The 15,085-nt window shown below is 70.8% G+C and carries 15 protein-coding genes; 5 read left to right on the forward strand and 10 right to left on the reverse strand.

The features are described from left to right. The first annotated feature begins 146 nt into the window (after window positions 1-146). Window positions 147-542, forward strand: a complete 396-nt coding sequence (locus FB471_RS14145) for a DUF5319 domain-containing protein (protein WP_170220808.1) — start codon at window positions 147-149, stop codon at window positions 540-542. A 61-nt stretch (window positions 543-603) separates the two neighbouring features. Here FB471_RS14145 and FB471_RS14150 read toward each other — a convergent pair whose 3' ends face one another. The 5 genes from FB471_RS14150 to FB471_RS14170 all read right to left on the reverse strand — a co-directional run bounded on the left by FB471_RS14150 (window position 604) and on the right by FB471_RS14170 (window position 5,021). Then, on the reverse strand, window positions 604-1,566 hold the full coding sequence (locus FB471_RS14150; RefSeq protein ID WP_246076402.1) for an anti-sigma-D factor RsdA: 963 nt from the start codon (window positions 1,564-1,566) through the stop codon (window positions 604-606). Then, window positions 1,567-2,139 carry a sigma-70 family RNA polymerase sigma factor gene (locus tag FB471_RS14155; protein WP_141998569.1) on the reverse strand — a complete coding sequence of 191 codons (573 nt, stop codon included), beginning with the start codon at window positions 2,137-2,139 and terminating at the stop codon, window positions 1,567-1,569. A 299-nt stretch (window positions 2,140-2,438) separates the two neighbouring features. After that, a complete protein-coding gene (locus FB471_RS14160; protein ID WP_003073605.1) occupies window positions 2,439-3,035 on the reverse strand; it encodes a response regulator transcription factor in 597 nt (198 codons plus the stop codon). 139 nt (window positions 3,036-3,174) lie between these two features. Further along, entirely contained in the window at window positions 3,175-4,050 is an 876-nt protein-coding gene (locus FB471_RS14165; protein WP_141998571.1) for a hypothetical protein, read from the reverse strand. Then, the gene (locus tag FB471_RS14170) at window positions 4,047-5,021 is read right to left on the reverse strand and encodes a MerR family transcriptional regulator (protein ID WP_142001925.1); all 975 of its coding nucleotides are present in this window, start codon (window positions 5,019-5,021) and stop codon (window positions 4,047-4,049) included. The genes FB471_RS14165 and FB471_RS14170 overlap by 4 nt, the downstream gene beginning before the upstream one ends. Window positions 5,022-5,314: 293 nt before the next feature. On the opposite strand from FB471_RS14170, the gene FB471_RS14175 reads away from it, so the two are divergent. Beyond that, window positions 5,315-5,617 (forward strand): WhiB family transcriptional regulator, encoded by a 303-nt coding sequence (locus FB471_RS14175; protein ID WP_141998573.1) that lies wholly within the window; start codon window positions 5,315-5,317, stop codon window positions 5,615-5,617. A gap of 70 nt (window positions 5,618-5,687) precedes the next feature. On the opposite strand, the gene FB471_RS14180 is transcribed toward FB471_RS14175, so the two are convergent. Further along, entirely contained in the window at window positions 5,688-6,305 is a 618-nt protein-coding gene (locus FB471_RS14180; RefSeq protein ID WP_141998575.1) for a TetR/AcrR family transcriptional regulator, read from the reverse strand. A gap of 103 nt (window positions 6,306-6,408) precedes the next feature. Between FB471_RS14180 and FB471_RS14185 the strand changes: the two genes are divergently transcribed. Next, a complete protein-coding gene (locus FB471_RS14185) occupies window positions 6,409-7,149 on the forward strand; it encodes an SDR family NAD(P)-dependent oxidoreductase (RefSeq protein ID WP_141998577.1) in 741 nt (246 codons plus the stop codon). A 212-nt stretch (window positions 7,150-7,361) separates the two neighbouring features. Here FB471_RS14185 and groL read toward each other — a convergent pair whose 3' ends face one another. The 3 genes from groL to FB471_RS14200 all read right to left on the reverse strand — a co-directional run bounded on the left by groL (window position 7,362) and on the right by FB471_RS14200 (window position 10,100). Beyond that, a complete protein-coding gene (gene groL, locus FB471_RS14190) occupies window positions 7,362-8,975 on the reverse strand; it encodes a chaperonin GroEL (RefSeq protein ID WP_141998579.1) in 1,614 nt (537 codons plus the stop codon). A 93-nt stretch (window positions 8,976-9,068) separates the two neighbouring features. Beyond that, window positions 9,069-9,362 carry a co-chaperone GroES gene (groES, locus tag FB471_RS14195; RefSeq protein WP_026360373.1) on the reverse strand — a complete coding sequence of 98 codons (294 nt, stop codon included), beginning with the start codon at window positions 9,360-9,362 and terminating at the stop codon, window positions 9,069-9,071. A gap of 171 nt (window positions 9,363-9,533) precedes the next feature. Continuing rightward, window positions 9,534-10,100 (reverse strand): GNAT family N-acetyltransferase, encoded by a 567-nt coding sequence (locus tag FB471_RS14200; protein WP_141998581.1) that lies wholly within the window; start codon window positions 10,098-10,100, stop codon window positions 9,534-9,536. Between the two features lie 230 nt (window positions 10,101-10,330). Between FB471_RS14200 and FB471_RS14205 the strand changes: the two genes are divergently transcribed. Together FB471_RS14205 and FB471_RS14210 are read left to right on the forward strand one after the other, a co-directional pair. Further along, window positions 10,331-11,941, forward strand: a complete 1,611-nt coding sequence (locus FB471_RS14205; protein ID WP_141998583.1) for an alkaline phosphatase D family protein — start codon at window positions 10,331-10,333, stop codon at window positions 11,939-11,941. Between the two features lie 90 nt (window positions 11,942-12,031). Beyond that, window positions 12,032-13,960 carry an N-acetylmuramoyl-L-alanine amidase gene (locus FB471_RS14210; protein ID WP_141998585.1) on the forward strand — a complete coding sequence of 643 codons (1,929 nt, stop codon included), beginning with the start codon at window positions 12,032-12,034 and terminating at the stop codon, window positions 13,958-13,960. A gap of 10 nt (window positions 13,961-13,970) precedes the next feature. On the opposite strand, the gene FB471_RS14215 is transcribed toward FB471_RS14210, so the two are convergent. After that, a complete protein-coding gene (locus FB471_RS14215; RefSeq protein WP_141998587.1) occupies window positions 13,971-15,005 on the reverse strand; it encodes a DNA polymerase III subunit beta family protein in 1,035 nt (344 codons plus the stop codon). Window positions 15,006-15,085: the final 80 nt, after the last annotated feature.

Consider the following 15,085-nt stretch of genomic DNA (forward strand, 5'->3'; position numbering starts at 1 on the left):
GAAGTGGGCGCACTCGTCACCGATGGTATCCGCCTCGCCGGCGACCTCGACGCCTGTGGCACCCGGAGTGACGTCCGGAACACGCCGACGAGCCGGGGCGGCTTCGGGCCAGGCTACTGGACGGCACCCACCACCGGCCCGGTACCGTGCAGGTCGTGCCACACGACGTGCTGCCCCCAGACCCGTTCGCCGACGACCCGGACGACCCGGCCAGGGAGATCGCCGCCCTCGACGAGGAACCGGGTGAGCCGATCAACGACGACGAGCGCACCGAGCTACTGGCTGACCTCGCCGACCTCGCCGTCTACCAGGCACTACTGGCGCCGCGAGGCGTGCGCGGGATCGTCGTCGACTGTGGTGAGTGCGACCAGCCGCACTACCACGACTGGCACCTGCTGCGGGCGAGCCTCGAACAGCTGCTCGCCGACGGGCTCATGCGCCCGCATGAGCCCGCGTTCGACCCGAATCCCGCCGACTATGTGAGCTGGGACTACTGCCGCGGGTACGCCGACGGCGTCACGGCGAACGAAACCGCTCGCTGAACCACGGCAACGAGAAAGGGCGCGCGACCACTCGGGTCGCGCGCCCTTTCTCGTTCGTTGCTCAGTTGGCGGGCTGGTCCTGCGGTTCCTTGGCCTCGCCGGAGGTGTCGAACCGGGGGCTGCTGCCCGGTTCGCTGCCGGTGCCTTCACCGGAGGGCGTGGACGTGGTCGACGGCGGCAGGGAGGTCGAGGACGACGGTTGCTGCGTCGAGGTCCGCGGGTCGAGCTGAGAGGAGGTGGGTGGACCGTCGGACGAGCCGGGCTGGCTGTTCGAAGGCTCCTTGTCCTTCGACTGGCCGGTCCGCTGCGGCGGATCCGACTGGTTGTCCCCCGACCCGCCCTGCGGATCGTTCAGCTGCAAGGACAGCGCGTGGTGCGCGGCGTTCAGCTTCTCCCGATCCTCCGAGGTGGACACCTGCTCCAACGCCCGCCGGGCCTCCTCGAGCTTCTGCCTGGCCTCCTCGTACCGGCCCGCGGTGATGGCGGCCTGTGCCTCGTCGAGCTCCAGTCGCACCGTGGCCGCGGCCTCGATGGACTTCGCCTGGTCGGCGTAGAGCACCTGGGTCAGGCCCCACAGCATGTCCCCAGGCTGCGCGTCCCGTGCCGCGAGCCCGGTACCGGTGAACGCGATGGCGAGCACGGCCGCGGCCGCCGCGACCGGGATCAGAAACCGACGCCTGCGCCCGCCCGACCCGTTGCGCTTGGCCAGCGCTGCCGTTTGCACGGTACGCACGGCGGTCTCGGTGTCGACCAGTTCGGCGAGCGGCTCGCTGTCGATGTCCCGCCGCCACGCCAGCAGCAGGGCGTTCAGCTCCTGGTCACCGAGGCCGTCGGCCACCTTCGGGTCCGAGCCGCCGAGCGCGTCCAGCAGGGCGTCGTCGGCCTGGGTGGCAGTGATGTCCGGGATGTCCGGGATGTCCTGCGGGGAGGGTCGACCGGACTCCTCGGGCTCGGACCGCTCGACGTCCCGCGCGGCGGCGGGCTCGCGCTCGTCGTGCTCACGCCCGTTTTCCCGTTCCGTCACTCAGACCACCTCCTCAGCGGCCAGCACCTTGCGGAGCCTCGCAAGAGCCCGGTGCTGCGCCACTCGGACAGCCCCCGGGGTCGACCCCACGGCTTCTGCGGTCTCCTCGGCGGACAGCCCGACCACCACTCGCAGCACCACGATCTCGCGTTGCTTGTCCGGCAGTACGTCGAGAAGCTGGGCCATCCGCTCGTTCAGCTCACCCTGCAGGGCGCGCTGCTCGGGGCCGACACCGCCTTCCACCTCGTCCGGTACCTCGGCGACCGGCTCGGCGCGGTTACGCGCCGCCGCGCGGTGCGCGTCGGCCACCTTGTGCTGTGCGATGCCGTAGACGAAGGCCAGGAATGGGCGGCCCTGGTCACGGTACGAGGGCAATGCCGTGAGCACCGCGAGACACACCTCCTGCGCGACATCGTCTGCCGAAGCGAACGAACGTTCCTGCCTACCGACTCTGGCGCGGCAGTACCGCACCACAAGGGGACGGATAGCGGCCAGCAACCGATCCACTGCCTGAGGCTCACCCTCGACAGCGGCGGCGACTGGAACGTCCAGTCCATCCCCCACATTGGCCATCGCAGACAACAGTCCCGGTGTTACGTGTAGGCGTGCAAAGAGGCCGGCGTGTGGCGTTCAACATCCCTCACGCCGGTGACACCCACCGTACCGCGCGCACCTGCCGGCGCCTGCTTACGGTCACCACCGGCGCGCCTTTCGGACTCACGCAGGACTGCAAGCGTACCTGCTGTCATCGAAAATTCAACGAACTCGGAAGAGTCGTCGATGTCGGTTTTGTGTACCTGCGGACACGACACGAACCTCCCGCCGTGCGGCGGTACCACACGGCGGGAGGGAGACGGCACCGTCGCCGCTGGTCAGGACACCAGACCGCGGCGGAAGCCGTGCGCGACGGCCTGCGCCCGGTCCCGCACGCCCAGCTTGCGGAACAGCCGGCGGGCGTGGGTCTTCACGGTGTCCTCGGACAGGTAGAGCTCGCGCCCGATCTGGCCATTGCTCTTGCCCTGGCTCATCCCGCGCAGGACCTGCAGCTCGCGTTCGGTGAGCTGCACGCCGGGATCGGAGGGCTGCCGCGGCGCGGGCACCGAGGTGCTGGCGAGGGTATGCGCCAGCGCGGCGACGAGTTCGGGACGCGAGGCGTCCCAGCGAAGGTAGCCGCGCGCACCGCCGGCGATGGCGGCGGCGATGCTGCCCGCGTCGTCCGGAGCGCCGAAGACGATGACGTTGGCTTGAGGATTGGCGGAGACCAGCCTGCGGGTCGCCTCCACACCAGTCGGTACCGCGCGCTGGGTGCCGACCAGCACGACATCGACCGGCTGCCGAGAGTACCTGGCGAGCAACTCGTCACCGTGCGCTACACAGTCGATGCGACTGACGCCGGGGACGGCAGACATCACGCGGGTGAGCCCTTCGCGGACACTGCGTCGGTCGTCGCAGATCAAGACCGTCGTCACGGGGTTTCCTTCCTGCAGCCGGGTGACATTCCATATCCCCTATCGGACGCTTTAGGCCCAACCTTGACACGATCCGGTGGCTTTTTTTGAGAAAGCCTCGCTCGGATGTCGGTATGGGCGGTGTGACCCAGGAAACACGTCAGATCGGCACCCATGGAGATGCCCGCGCCAGCCTCCTTCCCTCGGCGTCTGCCTGTCGTAACACAGCGTGCAACTGGCGAGTAACTCTGGATCGATGCGGCGCGGCCGGAGCCTCGTCCAGTTCGGCGGCGAGCAGACCCGCGGGCCATGCCAGCGACCACAGCTCCAGCTTCTCAGCCGCCGCCAGTGCGGCGTCCACGAGCCCCGCCGCCCGGCTACGTTTCGCGGGCGAACCGCAGGCGCCGAGGGCCGCGGCGAGCACGAGGTCCGACTTGATGGCGTGCCGGACCGCGCCGCGGTTCCCGGCGAGCTCGGCGGCCGGCTCCGCGTGCCGCACGGCTGCCCGTGCCTGCCCCACAACCAGTTCGATCTCCGCACGGACCCAGCCCGAACGCACGCTCGCCCGCCAGCCTGGCCGCCCGGACCCGGCCATGGCGACCAGCCTGCGGGCCACCGCGGGCCGGCCGAGGCCGAGGTTGTCGGCGGCGAGGCCGAGCAGGGCGTCGGCACGGGCGCCGGGGGCGTCCAGCCCGTCCGGGTCGACGCTCTCGGGCACCCTGCCGGCCTCGGTACGCAGCAGCGCGGTGCCGTCCAGCGCGAGCGCACGGGCATGCCCGCCGAGCTGCCGCCGTTGTGCGGCCAGTGCGGACGCGGCGAGTGCGGCGGTGACCGGATCATCCGCGCGAGCGAGCTCCCCGAGGATGGTCGCCGCGGCGGCGTACCGCCCGCGCGCTCCGAGTAGCACCGCGGCCAGCAGCCGGGTGCGCGGATCCGCCCTGCCCGCCGCGGCCAGCTCACGGTCGTCGATGGCGGGTGCGTCGCCGAAGGCCGCGCGGCGCAACCGCTGCTCGGGGGTTTCCGCCGGTTCGGTCATGGAGTGGCCGCACCGCCACCCAGCAAGACGTAGCGGATCCGCTCGGCGGCGGCCGGCAGCTCGCCGAGCAGCTCCACCCGCGCGGGCAGCGTCACCGGATCCCAGCCGGGCCCGCAGGCGAACAGCCTGCTGCGCTGACGCCCGCGGGTCAGCCTCGCGAACAGCCGAGGATCGGCCGCCTCGCGGTGGCGCGCCCACAGCACCACGGCGGCGGGCAGGCTGCGCCGCACGGCGATGGTCAGCACGTCCGCGGACAGCGGCCCGGCGAAGGACTGGGTGAGCAGGCGCCAGGCGGCCAGCCCGGCGCCGAGCGCGTACAGCGGGAGTGCGTCCCGGTCCTCGGGCACGCTGCTGAGCAGCACCGGGCGCTGGTTGGGTGGCTCGGTGGGTACCGGGGTCGCGCGCAGCAGCGCGGCGAGCGACCCCTCGGCGAGCAGGTGCTCCGCCTCGGCTCCGGCGCCGTCCGACCGCCAGCTCCCGTTCAGCGCGGCCCGCACCGGGTCCATCACCTCGGTCCACGCGCGTACCGCACCGTACTCGGCGACGGCCTCGTCAAGCAGGCGCTGCACGGCGTGGGTGTCCATGGACAGCGCCGCGGCACTGAGTCTGCGCGCGAGCCGGGCGGGTCCGATCGTGCCGCCAGGGGATTCGGCGGGCAGCACCACGCAGCCGTTGGTCGCTTCGATACGCACGGACACCTCGGGGGCTGCGGCCTGGGCCCCGGGCTCGGATTTGGGTAGGTGTTCCAGCGCGTAGCGGGCCGCCTCCGCGGTGGACGCGCCGCTGAGCAGCGCGCGTTGCATGAGTTCGAGCCGGTTGACGTCGGCCGCGCCGTACCGGCGGTGGCGTCCGCCGGTGTGCTTGCTCGGACCCACCCCGTACCGGCGGTCCCAGGTGCGCAGGGTGGAGGGGGCGACGCCGAGCCGCCTCGCCACCGACGCGACCGGGAGCGTGGGCTCGGCGGCAACCATGGCGCGGGCCGGAGCACGCACGGCCGAACGTCTGTCGGCTGCGTGATCTGAGCCAGACTCCGATCCCACTCGGTCCAATATCCCGGCCCGAATCGGGTGCGGCAACCGCGGATTTCTCGACACTTCTGAGCTGCTCACACAGACGGGGGATGCCTAACGGTTGAATCGCGGGGAATCCCTTGAACAAGTATTGACGCGGTTCTACCGTTACGCCCGTTGCACCAAATGGAGTAGTCGCACAGTACAACTGCACGATCCGGCGCTGATGGAGCCGGACAGCGGAGGCGGTCACGATGGCAGATACGCGCAGACTCCCTGGGCCGAACGCGGATGTGTGGGACTGGCAGCTCGAGGGGGCGTGCCGGGGGATGGACAGCGGATCCTTCTTCCATCCGGACGGTGAGCGAGGACCGGCAAGAGCCCGGCGGGAGGCCAAGGCAAAGGCGATTTGCCAGGCCTGCCCGGTGCTGGAGTTGTGCCGCAGTCACGCGCTCGCCGTTCACGAGCCCTACGGCATCTGGGGCGGGCTCTCCGAATCGGAACGCGAAAGCATCATCAGATCCGAGAAGCGGTCACTCAGTCTGACCGGTAGTTGACCTGGCGAAGGGTGGGTTTCGGCAGGGGATCGAGCGGGGGTGGCACCGTCGGAGGCGATGCCACCCCCGCTCACTGTCCGGCAGCCGGCTCGGCGCACCGGTCCCAGGCCGCCATCGCGGTATCGATGACCGCATCGAGCTCGCCCGCGCCGTATCCGTCCCGCGCCTGAAGGGAAAGGCCGTTCAGCACCGTGCTGTAGAACGCGCCCATCGCGGCCGTGTCCACACCGGTGGGCAGGTCACCGTCCTCGACCCCGCGGTCCAGCCTGCGCCGGATCTCCTCCTGGGTGACCCGGCGCAGCTCGGCGAGGTAGTCCCGGACGCCGATGTTGCTCGGCGTGTAGTTCGTGGCGGAGAGCACGATCATGCAGCCGTGCGGCAGGTCGGGGTCGGTGTAGGTCGTCGCGTTGTTCCGCAGCATCGCCTCGATCGCCGCGCGGGCGGTGGGCTGCGAGCCGAGCGCGTCGGCCGTGCGGTCGCCGAAGGTGCGGCCGTAGAGCTGGACCGCCTCCCGGAAGAGCGCCTCCTTGCCGCCGAACGCGGCGTAGAGGCTCGGTGAGCCGATCCCCATCGCGGCGGTGAGATCCGTCAGCGAGGTGCCCTCGTACCCGCGTTCCCAGAAGACGTGCATCGCCGCGGTCAGCGCGGCCTCGCGGTCAAAGCCCCGTGGACGGCCTCGAGGTGACATGACTCACTTTCCGTATCGATCGACACAAAAACCCTTGACCCCCGATCGTACCCGGCACAATTATGTGTCGAACGATACAGATATTTGCGACGACGGAGTGACGATGTCTGCACTTGACGGCAAGCGCGCCCTGGTGACCGGGGGAAGCCGCGGGATCGGCGCGGCGGTGGCCGCCCGGCTGGCCGAGGACGGGGCGAACGTGGCGGTGACCTATGTCGGCTCGCCGGAACGCGCGGAGGAGGTCGTGGCCCGGATCGAGGGGTTTGGCCGCAAGGGGTTGGCGATCCGGGCGGACAGCGCCGACGCCGATGCGGTGACGGCCGCGGTGGACGCCGCCGCCGGCGCGTTCGGTGGTCTCGACATCCTGGTCAACAACGCCGGCATCTTCCCGAACGGGCCACTGGCGGAACTGTCGGTCGAGGAGATCGACCACACGCTGGCGATCCACGTCCGGGCGGTGCTGGTGGCGACGAAGGCCGCCGTGGCACACATGACCGAGGGCGGCCGGATCATCAGCACCGGTAGCAACCTCGCGGAGCGGGTGCCCTGGCCGGGGCTGAGCCTGTACTCGGCGAGCAAGTCCGCGCTGCTCGGACTCACCAGGGGGCTGGCACGGGAGCTCGGCCCGCGTGGGATCACCGCGACCGTGGTGCAGCCGGGATCGACGGACACGGAGATGAACCCGGCCGGCGGAGCAGGCGCCGCACCGCAGCTCGACCTCAACCCGACCGGTCGGTACGCGCAGGCGACCGATGTGGCGGCGACCGTGGCGTACCTGGCGGGTGACGGCGGCCGCTTCATCAACGGCACCGCCATCACCGTCGACGGCGGCCTGAACGCCTGACGGCAGCGCGTTTAGCGGGCTAACCGCGCCCCGGCCGCCCCCGGCCCGGTGCGGTTAGCCCGCGAAACGTACTTCGGCGGGGCCCGTGCGGTGCGTTTAGCGGGCTAACCGCGCCCCCGTCGGGGCGGGCTCGGGCCGGTGGGCACATGAAACGGGGCGGCATCTCCGGTGTGGAGGTGCCGCCCCGTTCGAGCGGTACGTGGCCGGCAGGGTCAGTGGCTGTGCCCGTGCCCCTGGCCTTCCTCGGCCTCCTCCGGCCGGTCCACCACGGAGGCCTCCGTGGTGAGCACGAGCCGGGCGATGGAGGCGGCGTTGGAGACCGCGGAGCGAGTGACCTTGACCGGGTCGATGATCCCGGCGGCCATCAGGTCGGTCAGCTCGCCGGTGGCGGCGTTGAAGCCCTGCCCCCAGTTCTGCTCCTTGACCTTGGACACGATGACCGCGCCCTCGTAGCCGGCGTTGGTGGCGATCCACTTCAGCGGTGCGTTCAGCGCGTCCCGGACGATGAACGCACCCAGTGCCTCGTCGCCTTCCAGCGTCCTGGCGAAGCCGTCCAGCTCCTTGACCGCGTGCACCAGCGCCGAACCGCCGCCGGGCACGATGCCCTCCTCGACGGCCGCCTTGGTGGAGTTCACCGCGTCCTCGATGCGGTGCTTGCGCTCGTTGAGCTCGGTCTCGGTGGCCGCACCGACCTTGATCACCGCGACGCCGCCGGCGAGCTTGGCCAGCCGCTCCTGCAGCTTCTCCCGGTCCCAGTCGGAGTCGGTCGTGTCGATCTCCTTGCGGAGCTGCGCGACCCGCGCGTCCAGCGACTCCTTGCTGCCCGCACCGTCGACGATCGTGGTGTCGTCCTTGCTGACCACGACGCGCCGTGCCCTGCCGAGCGACTCGAGGCCTGCCTCGGAGAGCTTGCGACCCAGCTCGGTGGTGATGACCTCACCGCCGGTAACCACCGCGAGGTCGTCCATGAACGCCTTGCGACGGTCGCCGAAGAACGGGGCCTTGACCGCCACCGCGCTGATCGTCTTCTTCAGCGAGTTCACCACCAGGGTGGACAGCGCCTCGCCCTCCACGTCCTCGGCGATGATCAGCAGCGGCTTCTTCGCCTCGACGACCTTCTCCAGCACCGGCAGCAGGTCGTTCAGGGCGGAGATCTTCTCCCGGTGCAGCAGGACGTAGGCGTCCTCGAGCACCGCACGCTGCTCCTCCGGGTTGGTGGCGAAGTGCGCGGAAAGGAAACCCTTGTCGAACTGCACGCCCTCGGTGATGGACAGCTCGGTGGCCAGCGTGGAGGACTCCTCCACGGTGATCACGCCGTCCTCGCCGACCTTCTCCACGGCCTCGCCGAGCAGCGCGCCGATGTTGGCGTCCCGGGAGGTCACGGTGCCGACCTGGGCGATGTTGTCGCGGCCCTTCACCGGGGTCGCCTTGTCCTTGAGGATCTCGACGACCTTCTCCGCCGCCGCCCCGATGCCCCGACCCAATGCGGCCGGGTTCGCGCCGGCGGCCACGTTGCGCAGGCCGACCGACACCAGTGACTGGGCCAGGACCGTCGCGGTGGTGGTGCCGTCCCCGGCGACGTCATTGGTCTTGGTCGCGACACTCTTGGCGAGCTGGGCACCGAGGTCCTCGTACGGGTCGTCCAGCTCGATTTCACGGGCGACCGTAACCCCGTCGAGCGTGATGGTCGGGCCGCCGAACTTCTTGTCGAGCACGACGTGCCTGCCGCGCGGGCCAAGGGTCACCTTGACCGCATCGGCCAGTTGGTTCACCCCGCGCTCCAGCGCACGACGAGAGTCCTCGTCGAAGTTGATCTGCTTGGGCATCAATAACCTCTCTGCTCTATTACCGAAGAGCAAATGAACGCCCCGACCCCCGGCAATGCGGGGCCCGGGGCGTTCGACGCATCACGCGGGTCGTCAGTTGATGACGGCCAGCACGTCGCGGGCGGACAGGATCAAGTAGTCCTCACCGTTGTACTTGACCTCGGTGCCGCCGTACTTGGAGTAGATGACGACGTCGCCTTCCTTGACGTCCACCGGGACGCGGTTGCCCTTGTCGTCGATCCGGCCCGGGCCGACGGCCAGGACCTTGCCCTCCTGGGGCTTTTCCTTTGCGGTGTCCGGGATAACGAGACCGGAAGCCGTCGTCTCCTCGGCCTCACTCGTCTGGACAACGATCTTGTCCTCGAGCGGCTTGATGTTCACGCTCACCGGGTTGACCTCCACGGGTCCGTCGAAAGCGTTGGCAGGTACCTGAATTTCTTTACGGCTCCTACCACCCCGCCGTCGCGGGTGCCGGGGCGTGTGTGGTGCCGTGCAATTAGCACTCTAGCGAGGTGAGTGCTAGCCGCGCAAGCAGGCCCCCTACCTGCCGAAAGCCAGTCAGCACAAGCCCCCTGACCGGCTGTTTTGCTCCGCGGTCAGTTCCCATACGACATCCACGCCCACCTCGGCCGGGGCGAGCGGATAGCGCGGCGGCGCACGCCGGGCCACCTCGGTGAAGCCGAGTCTCCGTGGCACACCCGCGCTGGCCGTGTTCGCCAGGTCGTGCCAGATCTGCACCCGGTCGATGTCCGGGAGCCCGAACGCCTGCACGACCAGCGCGGCCGCGGCTTCGGTGGCCAGGCCGTGACCGGTGTGGGCCGGGTGTAGCCAGTAGCCGATCTCCAGCGCGCCCGGGCCGATCCGGCGTTCCAGTCCACAGGCACCGACCGTCGTGCCCGAGACGGTGATGGCGTAGGCATAGCTCTCGCCCCCGGCCCAACGTTCCTGGGCGCGGGTGACGAAGTCGGCAGCGGCCGCATGGTCGTAGGGCGGCGCCGCCCAGGCCATCCACGGCCGCAGATGGGCCAGCGACTCGGTGACCACGTGGAACAGCGTGTCCACGTCGGTCTCCCGCCAGCGAAGCAGCCGGACCCGGTGCCGGGCCAGTGTGTCGGCGGGATGCACCCGTCCATCATGCGCGGCCGCGGTTAGCCCGCTAAACGCACCCCGGGGACTACGGTTAGCCCGCTAAACGCACCTCCGGCGGTGCGGTTAGCCCGCTAAACGTAGAGAGGGTGGGGCGCGGGTGGGGAGGTAAAGGTTCACCGGGTGCTCACCTGATGGGGCGATGCCGGCTACGGCGCTGCCGCAAGCTGTGCGGGTCCCGACTGACTCCACTACTGCGGGGAGCCCTCATGCCCGAATCAGGCGAGCACACCACCACGACCGCCCGACCCTCACGCCGCAACGTCCTGGTCGGGGGCGCCGCCGTCGGCGCGGCCGCCGTCGCGGCCGGCGCGCTCGGTACCTCCACGGCCGCCGCCCAGGGTGCCGGCGAGCGGATCGCCGGCGACCCTTTCACCCTCGGTGTTGCCTCCGGTGACCCGGACCAGCACAGCGTGGTGCTGTGGACCCGCCTCGCGCCCCGGCCGCTGGCCGAGGACGGCCTCGGCGGGATGAACCGCAGGCGGGTCGAGGTGCACTGGGAGATCGCCCTCGACGAGCGCTTCCGCCTCGTGGTGCGTCGCGGCCACGAGCGCACCGGCCCTGAGCACGGCTACGCGGTGCACGCCGAGGTCGCCGGGCTGCTGCCCGGCTGGGAGTACTTCTACCGGTTCCGGGTCGGCGGGCACGTCTCCGCCGTCGGCCGCACCCGCACCGCGCCCCCGATCGGCGTCTTCGGCTCCGGCCTCGCGATGAGCTTCGCCTCCTGCTCGCAGTTCGAGCACGGCTACTTCCACGCCTACCGCTACCTGGCCGCCGACGAACCCGACCTGGTGCTGCACCTTGGCGACTACATGTACGAGTACGCGCCGGACGTGTACGTCTCCCCGGACGGCAACGTGCGCGACCACCGCGGCCCGGAGACCGAGACCCTGGCGAACTACCGGCAGCGTTACGCCCAGTACCGCACCGACGCCGACCTGCGCGCGGCGCACGCCGTGGCGCCCTGGCTGGTCGTTCCGGACGACCACGAGGTGGACAACAACTGGGCCGACGAGGTCTACGAGAAGCCGCACATCCCGCAGCCGGACTTCATGCGCCGCAGGGCGGACGCCTTCCAGGCCTACTACGAGAACATGCCGCTGCGCCGCCGCAGCAAGCCGAACGGGCCGGACATCCGGCTCTACCGCCAGGTGCAGTGGGGCTCGCTGGCCAACTTCCACATGCTCGACACCCGGCAGCATCGCGACGACCAGGCCTGCGGGGACGGCTGGAAGGTGTGCGAGGACGCCGCCGACCCGGCGCGCACCCTCACCGGGCCCGAGCAGGAAGCCTGGCTGCTGCACAACTTCCGCCGCTCCAGGGCCCGCTGGGACATCCTCGGCCAGCAGGTGTTCTTCGCCCAGCGGCTGAACGCCTCCGGGGCACGCAGCATGGACGCCTGGGACGGCTACCAGGGCTCCCGCGAGCGGGTGGTGCGGGGCTGGCGGGACGCGCGGGTGCGCAACCCGGTGGTGCTCACCGGTGACGTGCACACGCATTGGGCGAACGAGTTGAAGGCCGACTACGCCGACCCGGACAGCCCGGCCGTCGGCACCGAGTTGGTCACCACCTCCATCAGCTCGGGCGGCAACGGCGAGGACTCCGATCCGAGCACCAACCCGAACCTGCGGCGCAACCCGCACATCAAGTTCTTCAACGCCCAGCGAGGCTACGTCCGCACCCGGATCGACCGGCACCGGATCCGCGCCGACTTCCGCGTACTGGACACGGTCACCGAGCCGGAAGCCTCCGCGTCGACCAGAGCCTCCTTCGTCGTTTCCGACCGTCGGAGGGGTCTCACCGAGGTCGAACCGCAGTAAGCTGACCGAGCCCGTGGCCGTGAGTGTCCAACATCACTCTCCTTGCGTTGGACACTCACGGCCCACAGTCACCTGCCCTGGGGGTACTCGATGCCTGTGCGCCGCCTGGCCACCGCCGCCTCGACCGTCCTGCTCGTCGCCGGGCTGGCGGCCACCCCGTCCACCGCGGAGCCGATGCCCGCGGACCAACGGCGCCAGCAGGCCTTCGCGGCCGCGGCCGCCGAGTTCGGGGTTCCCGAGCGTGTGTTGCTCGGCGTCTCCTACCTGGAGTCCCGCTGGGACCACAACGGGGGCACCCCGAGCACCGGCGCGGGCTACGGACCGATGCACCTCACCGACCTGCGCGCGGCGGGCGGGGGCACGCACCACGACGAGGGCGGCGAGGACCCGCGCGGGGACAGCGCGCGGCCACCGCTGCTGCCGCAGGCACCGGCAGCCCCGAAACCGCAACCGGCGCTGCAGACCGTGGACCTCGCCGCCGAGCTGACCGGCACCGACCCGGCGACGCTGCGCACCGACCCCGGGCAGAACATCCGCGGCGGAGCGGCGCTGCTCGCGCACTACCAGCACGCACTGGGCCACGGCACCGGCAGCCCCGCGGACTGGTACGGCGCCGTGGCCCGCTACGGCGGTGCCACCGAGAGCACCGCGGCGGCCGCGTTCGCCGACGAGGTGTTCTCGGTGATCGCGAACGGCCAGCACCGGCGCACCGACGACGGGCAGCGGGTGCGGCTGGCCGGCGACCCCGGCATCGTCCCCGCCAGGGCGCAGCTCGCCGAGCTCGACCTCCGCAATCCCGATCAGTCCGAAGTAGAGTGTCCACGGGAGATCTCGTGCGAGTGGATTCCCGCTCCGTACCAAGAACTTCCCGGCGATGACTACGGTAACCACGACAAGGCGAACCGCCCGGAAGACCAGCAGATCGAGTACATCGTCATCCACGACACCGAGGGCTACTGGGACACCGCGTTGCGGCTGGTGCAGGACCCGACCTACGTGAGTTGGCACTACACCCTGCGGTCCGCCGACGGGCACATCGCCCAGCACGTGCCCACCAGGGACGTCGGCTGGCACGCCGGAAACTGGTACGTCAACGCCAAGTCGATCGGCCTCGAGCACGAAGGTTTCGCCGCGCAGGGCACCTGGTACACCGAGGCGATGTACCGCAGCTCGGCCAAACTGGTGCGGCACCTGGCCGAGCGGTACGACATCCCGCTGGACCGCGCGCACATCATCGGGCACGACAACGTTCCCGGCACCGTCCCGGATCGGGTCGCCCAGATGCACTGGGACCCGGGGCCGTACTGGGACTGGGCGCACTACTTCGACCTGATGGGCGCACCGTTCGAGGGCGGCCAGGTGCGCCCGGGCTCGCACCTGCTGGAGATCGCCCCCGAGTTCACCGCCAACCGGCCGGAGTTCCTCGGCTGCGACCGGGACAACCCCACCGCCCCGTGCCCTTCCCGCGGCTCGGCCTCGGTGGTGCTGCGCACCGAGCCGCGGCCGGACGCGTCACTGTTGACCGACGTCGGGCTGCACCCGGACGGCTCACCCGCCACCATGCGAGTGTCCGACATCGGCAGCCGCACCGAGACCGGTCAGCGGTACGCCGTGGCCGAGGTCCGCGGTGGCTGGACCGCGGTCTGGTACCTGGGCCAGAAGGGCTGGTTCCACAACCCACCGGAGGCGCCGGCCGCGCACGCGGTGCGCGGCAGCATGGCGGTGGCCAAGCCCGGCCTCGGTCCGATCCCGGTCTACGGCAGGGCATACCCGGAGGCCGGGGCCTACCCGGACGGCAAGACCCCGCAGCGGATCGTGCCGCTGCAGTACGAGCTGCCGCCGGGACAACGCTACTCGGTGGGCTGGGGCGGGCGGTCGGAGTACTACTCCGCCACCACCTTCGACCCGGCCGAGCACGTCGTGGTCCGGGGCGACACCCGGTACGTGCAGATCCAGTTCGGCCACCGGTTCGCCTACGTCAAGGCGAAGGACGTGCTGATCCTGCCCGCGACGCGGTAGCGGGATCGGGCTATCCGGGCAGTTCGACCGGCATGACGAGCACGGTGAAGCTGCCCTGATCCGCCGAGCGGACCACCACCGGTTCGAACGGTTCGCCGATCTCCAGCAGCACATCCGGCCCGACGCTCGCCTCCAGCGCGGGGCCGAGCACCGCGGGATCGAACGCGATTCGTGGCGCCGAACCGAGGCAGGTGGCGGGCAGGGCGGCGCCGTCGTCGACCAGCAGCCGCTGCTCGGCCACGCTCAGCACCACCCGCCCCGCCTCGGCAGGTAGCGCCTCGCGCAACCGGGTCCGGTCCACGATCACCCGATGCGGCCGGGGCGGCAGGCCGTCCAGGATCTCCCGGTAAGCAGGGAAGGTGTCCTGGGTCGCCCGCAGCGAGCGGGCCTGCGCGCCGGCCCGCACCGTGGTCTCCGCCTCGCCGAACTCGAACACCACCTCGGGCTGCGCCATCACCCACCGGCCGAGTTCCTGCACCTCCATGCCGGGTACGAGCACCCGGGCACAGCCACCCGTCCGCGCGGGCTCGAGCACGCGCAGTGCAAGCCGGTAGCGGTCGGTAGCCACCAACCGGACCTCGGCCTCGTCCAGCTCGATCAGCACGTGGGTCAGCTGCGGGTACGCCGGGTCGGTCCCGGCCGCCGGGACCACCTGGCGTATCGCGCTGGCCAGCTCCGCGCCGCCGAGCGTCACCTCGGCCGCGGGCTCGGGCAGGGTGCGCAGCAAGTCCTCGACCGCGGCCCGGGCCGCGGTCGACTCCTGCCGGATCCGGTCCAGGTGCGCCCGGAGCAGGTGCCGGGTGTCCTCGGCCGTGCCGTCCAGCGCCTCGACGACCTCGGGCAACGGGAGCCCGGCCCGGCGCAGGGTGCGCAACATGATCGCCCGTTGCTGCTGGTCAGTGCCGTAATGGCGGTACCCGGTGGCCTCGTCCACCCGGGCCGGCCGCAGCACGCCGCAGTCGTCGTAGAACCGCAACGCACTCGGGGTGAGGCCCACCGTTCGGGCGAACGCACTGATACTCAACAACGAGGAAGCATCGTTCATGGAGCTGATTGTGGGCGTTCGAGTCACTCGAAGGTCAACGGCGCTCGGGCGGCGGTCCCGCTCCGAACCAGCCACAATGG

The organism is Amycolatopsis cihanbeyliensis (genome assembly GCF_006715045.1).
Classification (GTDB): Bacteria; Actinomycetota; Actinomycetes; order Mycobacteriales; family Pseudonocardiaceae; genus Amycolatopsis; species Amycolatopsis cihanbeyliensis.

Coding starts and splice junctions, on each gene's coding strand:
- FB471_RS14155 (WP_141998569.1), bottom strand. CDS start 2,139: ATGGCCAATGTGGGGGATGGACTGGACGTTCCAGTCGCCGCCGCTGTC.
- FB471_RS14165 (WP_141998571.1), bottom strand. CDS start 4,050: ATGACCGAACCGGCGGAAACCCCCGAGCAGCGGTTGCGCCGCGCGGCC.
- FB471_RS14170 (WP_142001925.1), bottom strand. CDS start 5,021: ATGGTTGCCGCCGAGCCCACGCTCCCGGTCGCGTCGGTGGCGAGGCGG.
- FB471_RS14175 (WP_141998573.1), top strand. CDS start 5,315: ATGGCAGATACGCGCAGACTCCCTGGGCCGAACGCGGATGTGTGGGAC.
- FB471_RS14180 (WP_141998575.1), bottom strand. CDS start 6,305: ATGTCACCTCGAGGCCGTCCACGGGGCTTTGACCGCGAGGCCGCGCTG.
- FB471_RS14185 (WP_141998577.1), top strand. CDS start 6,409: ATGTCTGCACTTGACGGCAAGCGCGCCCTGGTGACCGGGGGAAGCCGC.
- groL (WP_141998579.1), bottom strand. CDS start 8,975: ATGCCCAAGCAGATCAACTTCGACGAGGACTCTCGTCGTGCGCTGGAG.
- FB471_RS14205 (WP_141998583.1), top strand. CDS start 10,331: ATGCCCGAATCAGGCGAGCACACCACCACGACCGCCCGACCCTCACGC.
- FB471_RS14210 (WP_141998585.1), top strand. CDS start 12,032: ATGCCTGTGCGCCGCCTGGCCACCGCCGCCTCGACCGTCCTGCTCGTC.
- FB471_RS14215 (WP_141998587.1), bottom strand. CDS start 15,005: ATGAACGATGCTTCCTCGTTGTTGAGTATCAGTGCGTTCGCCCGAACG.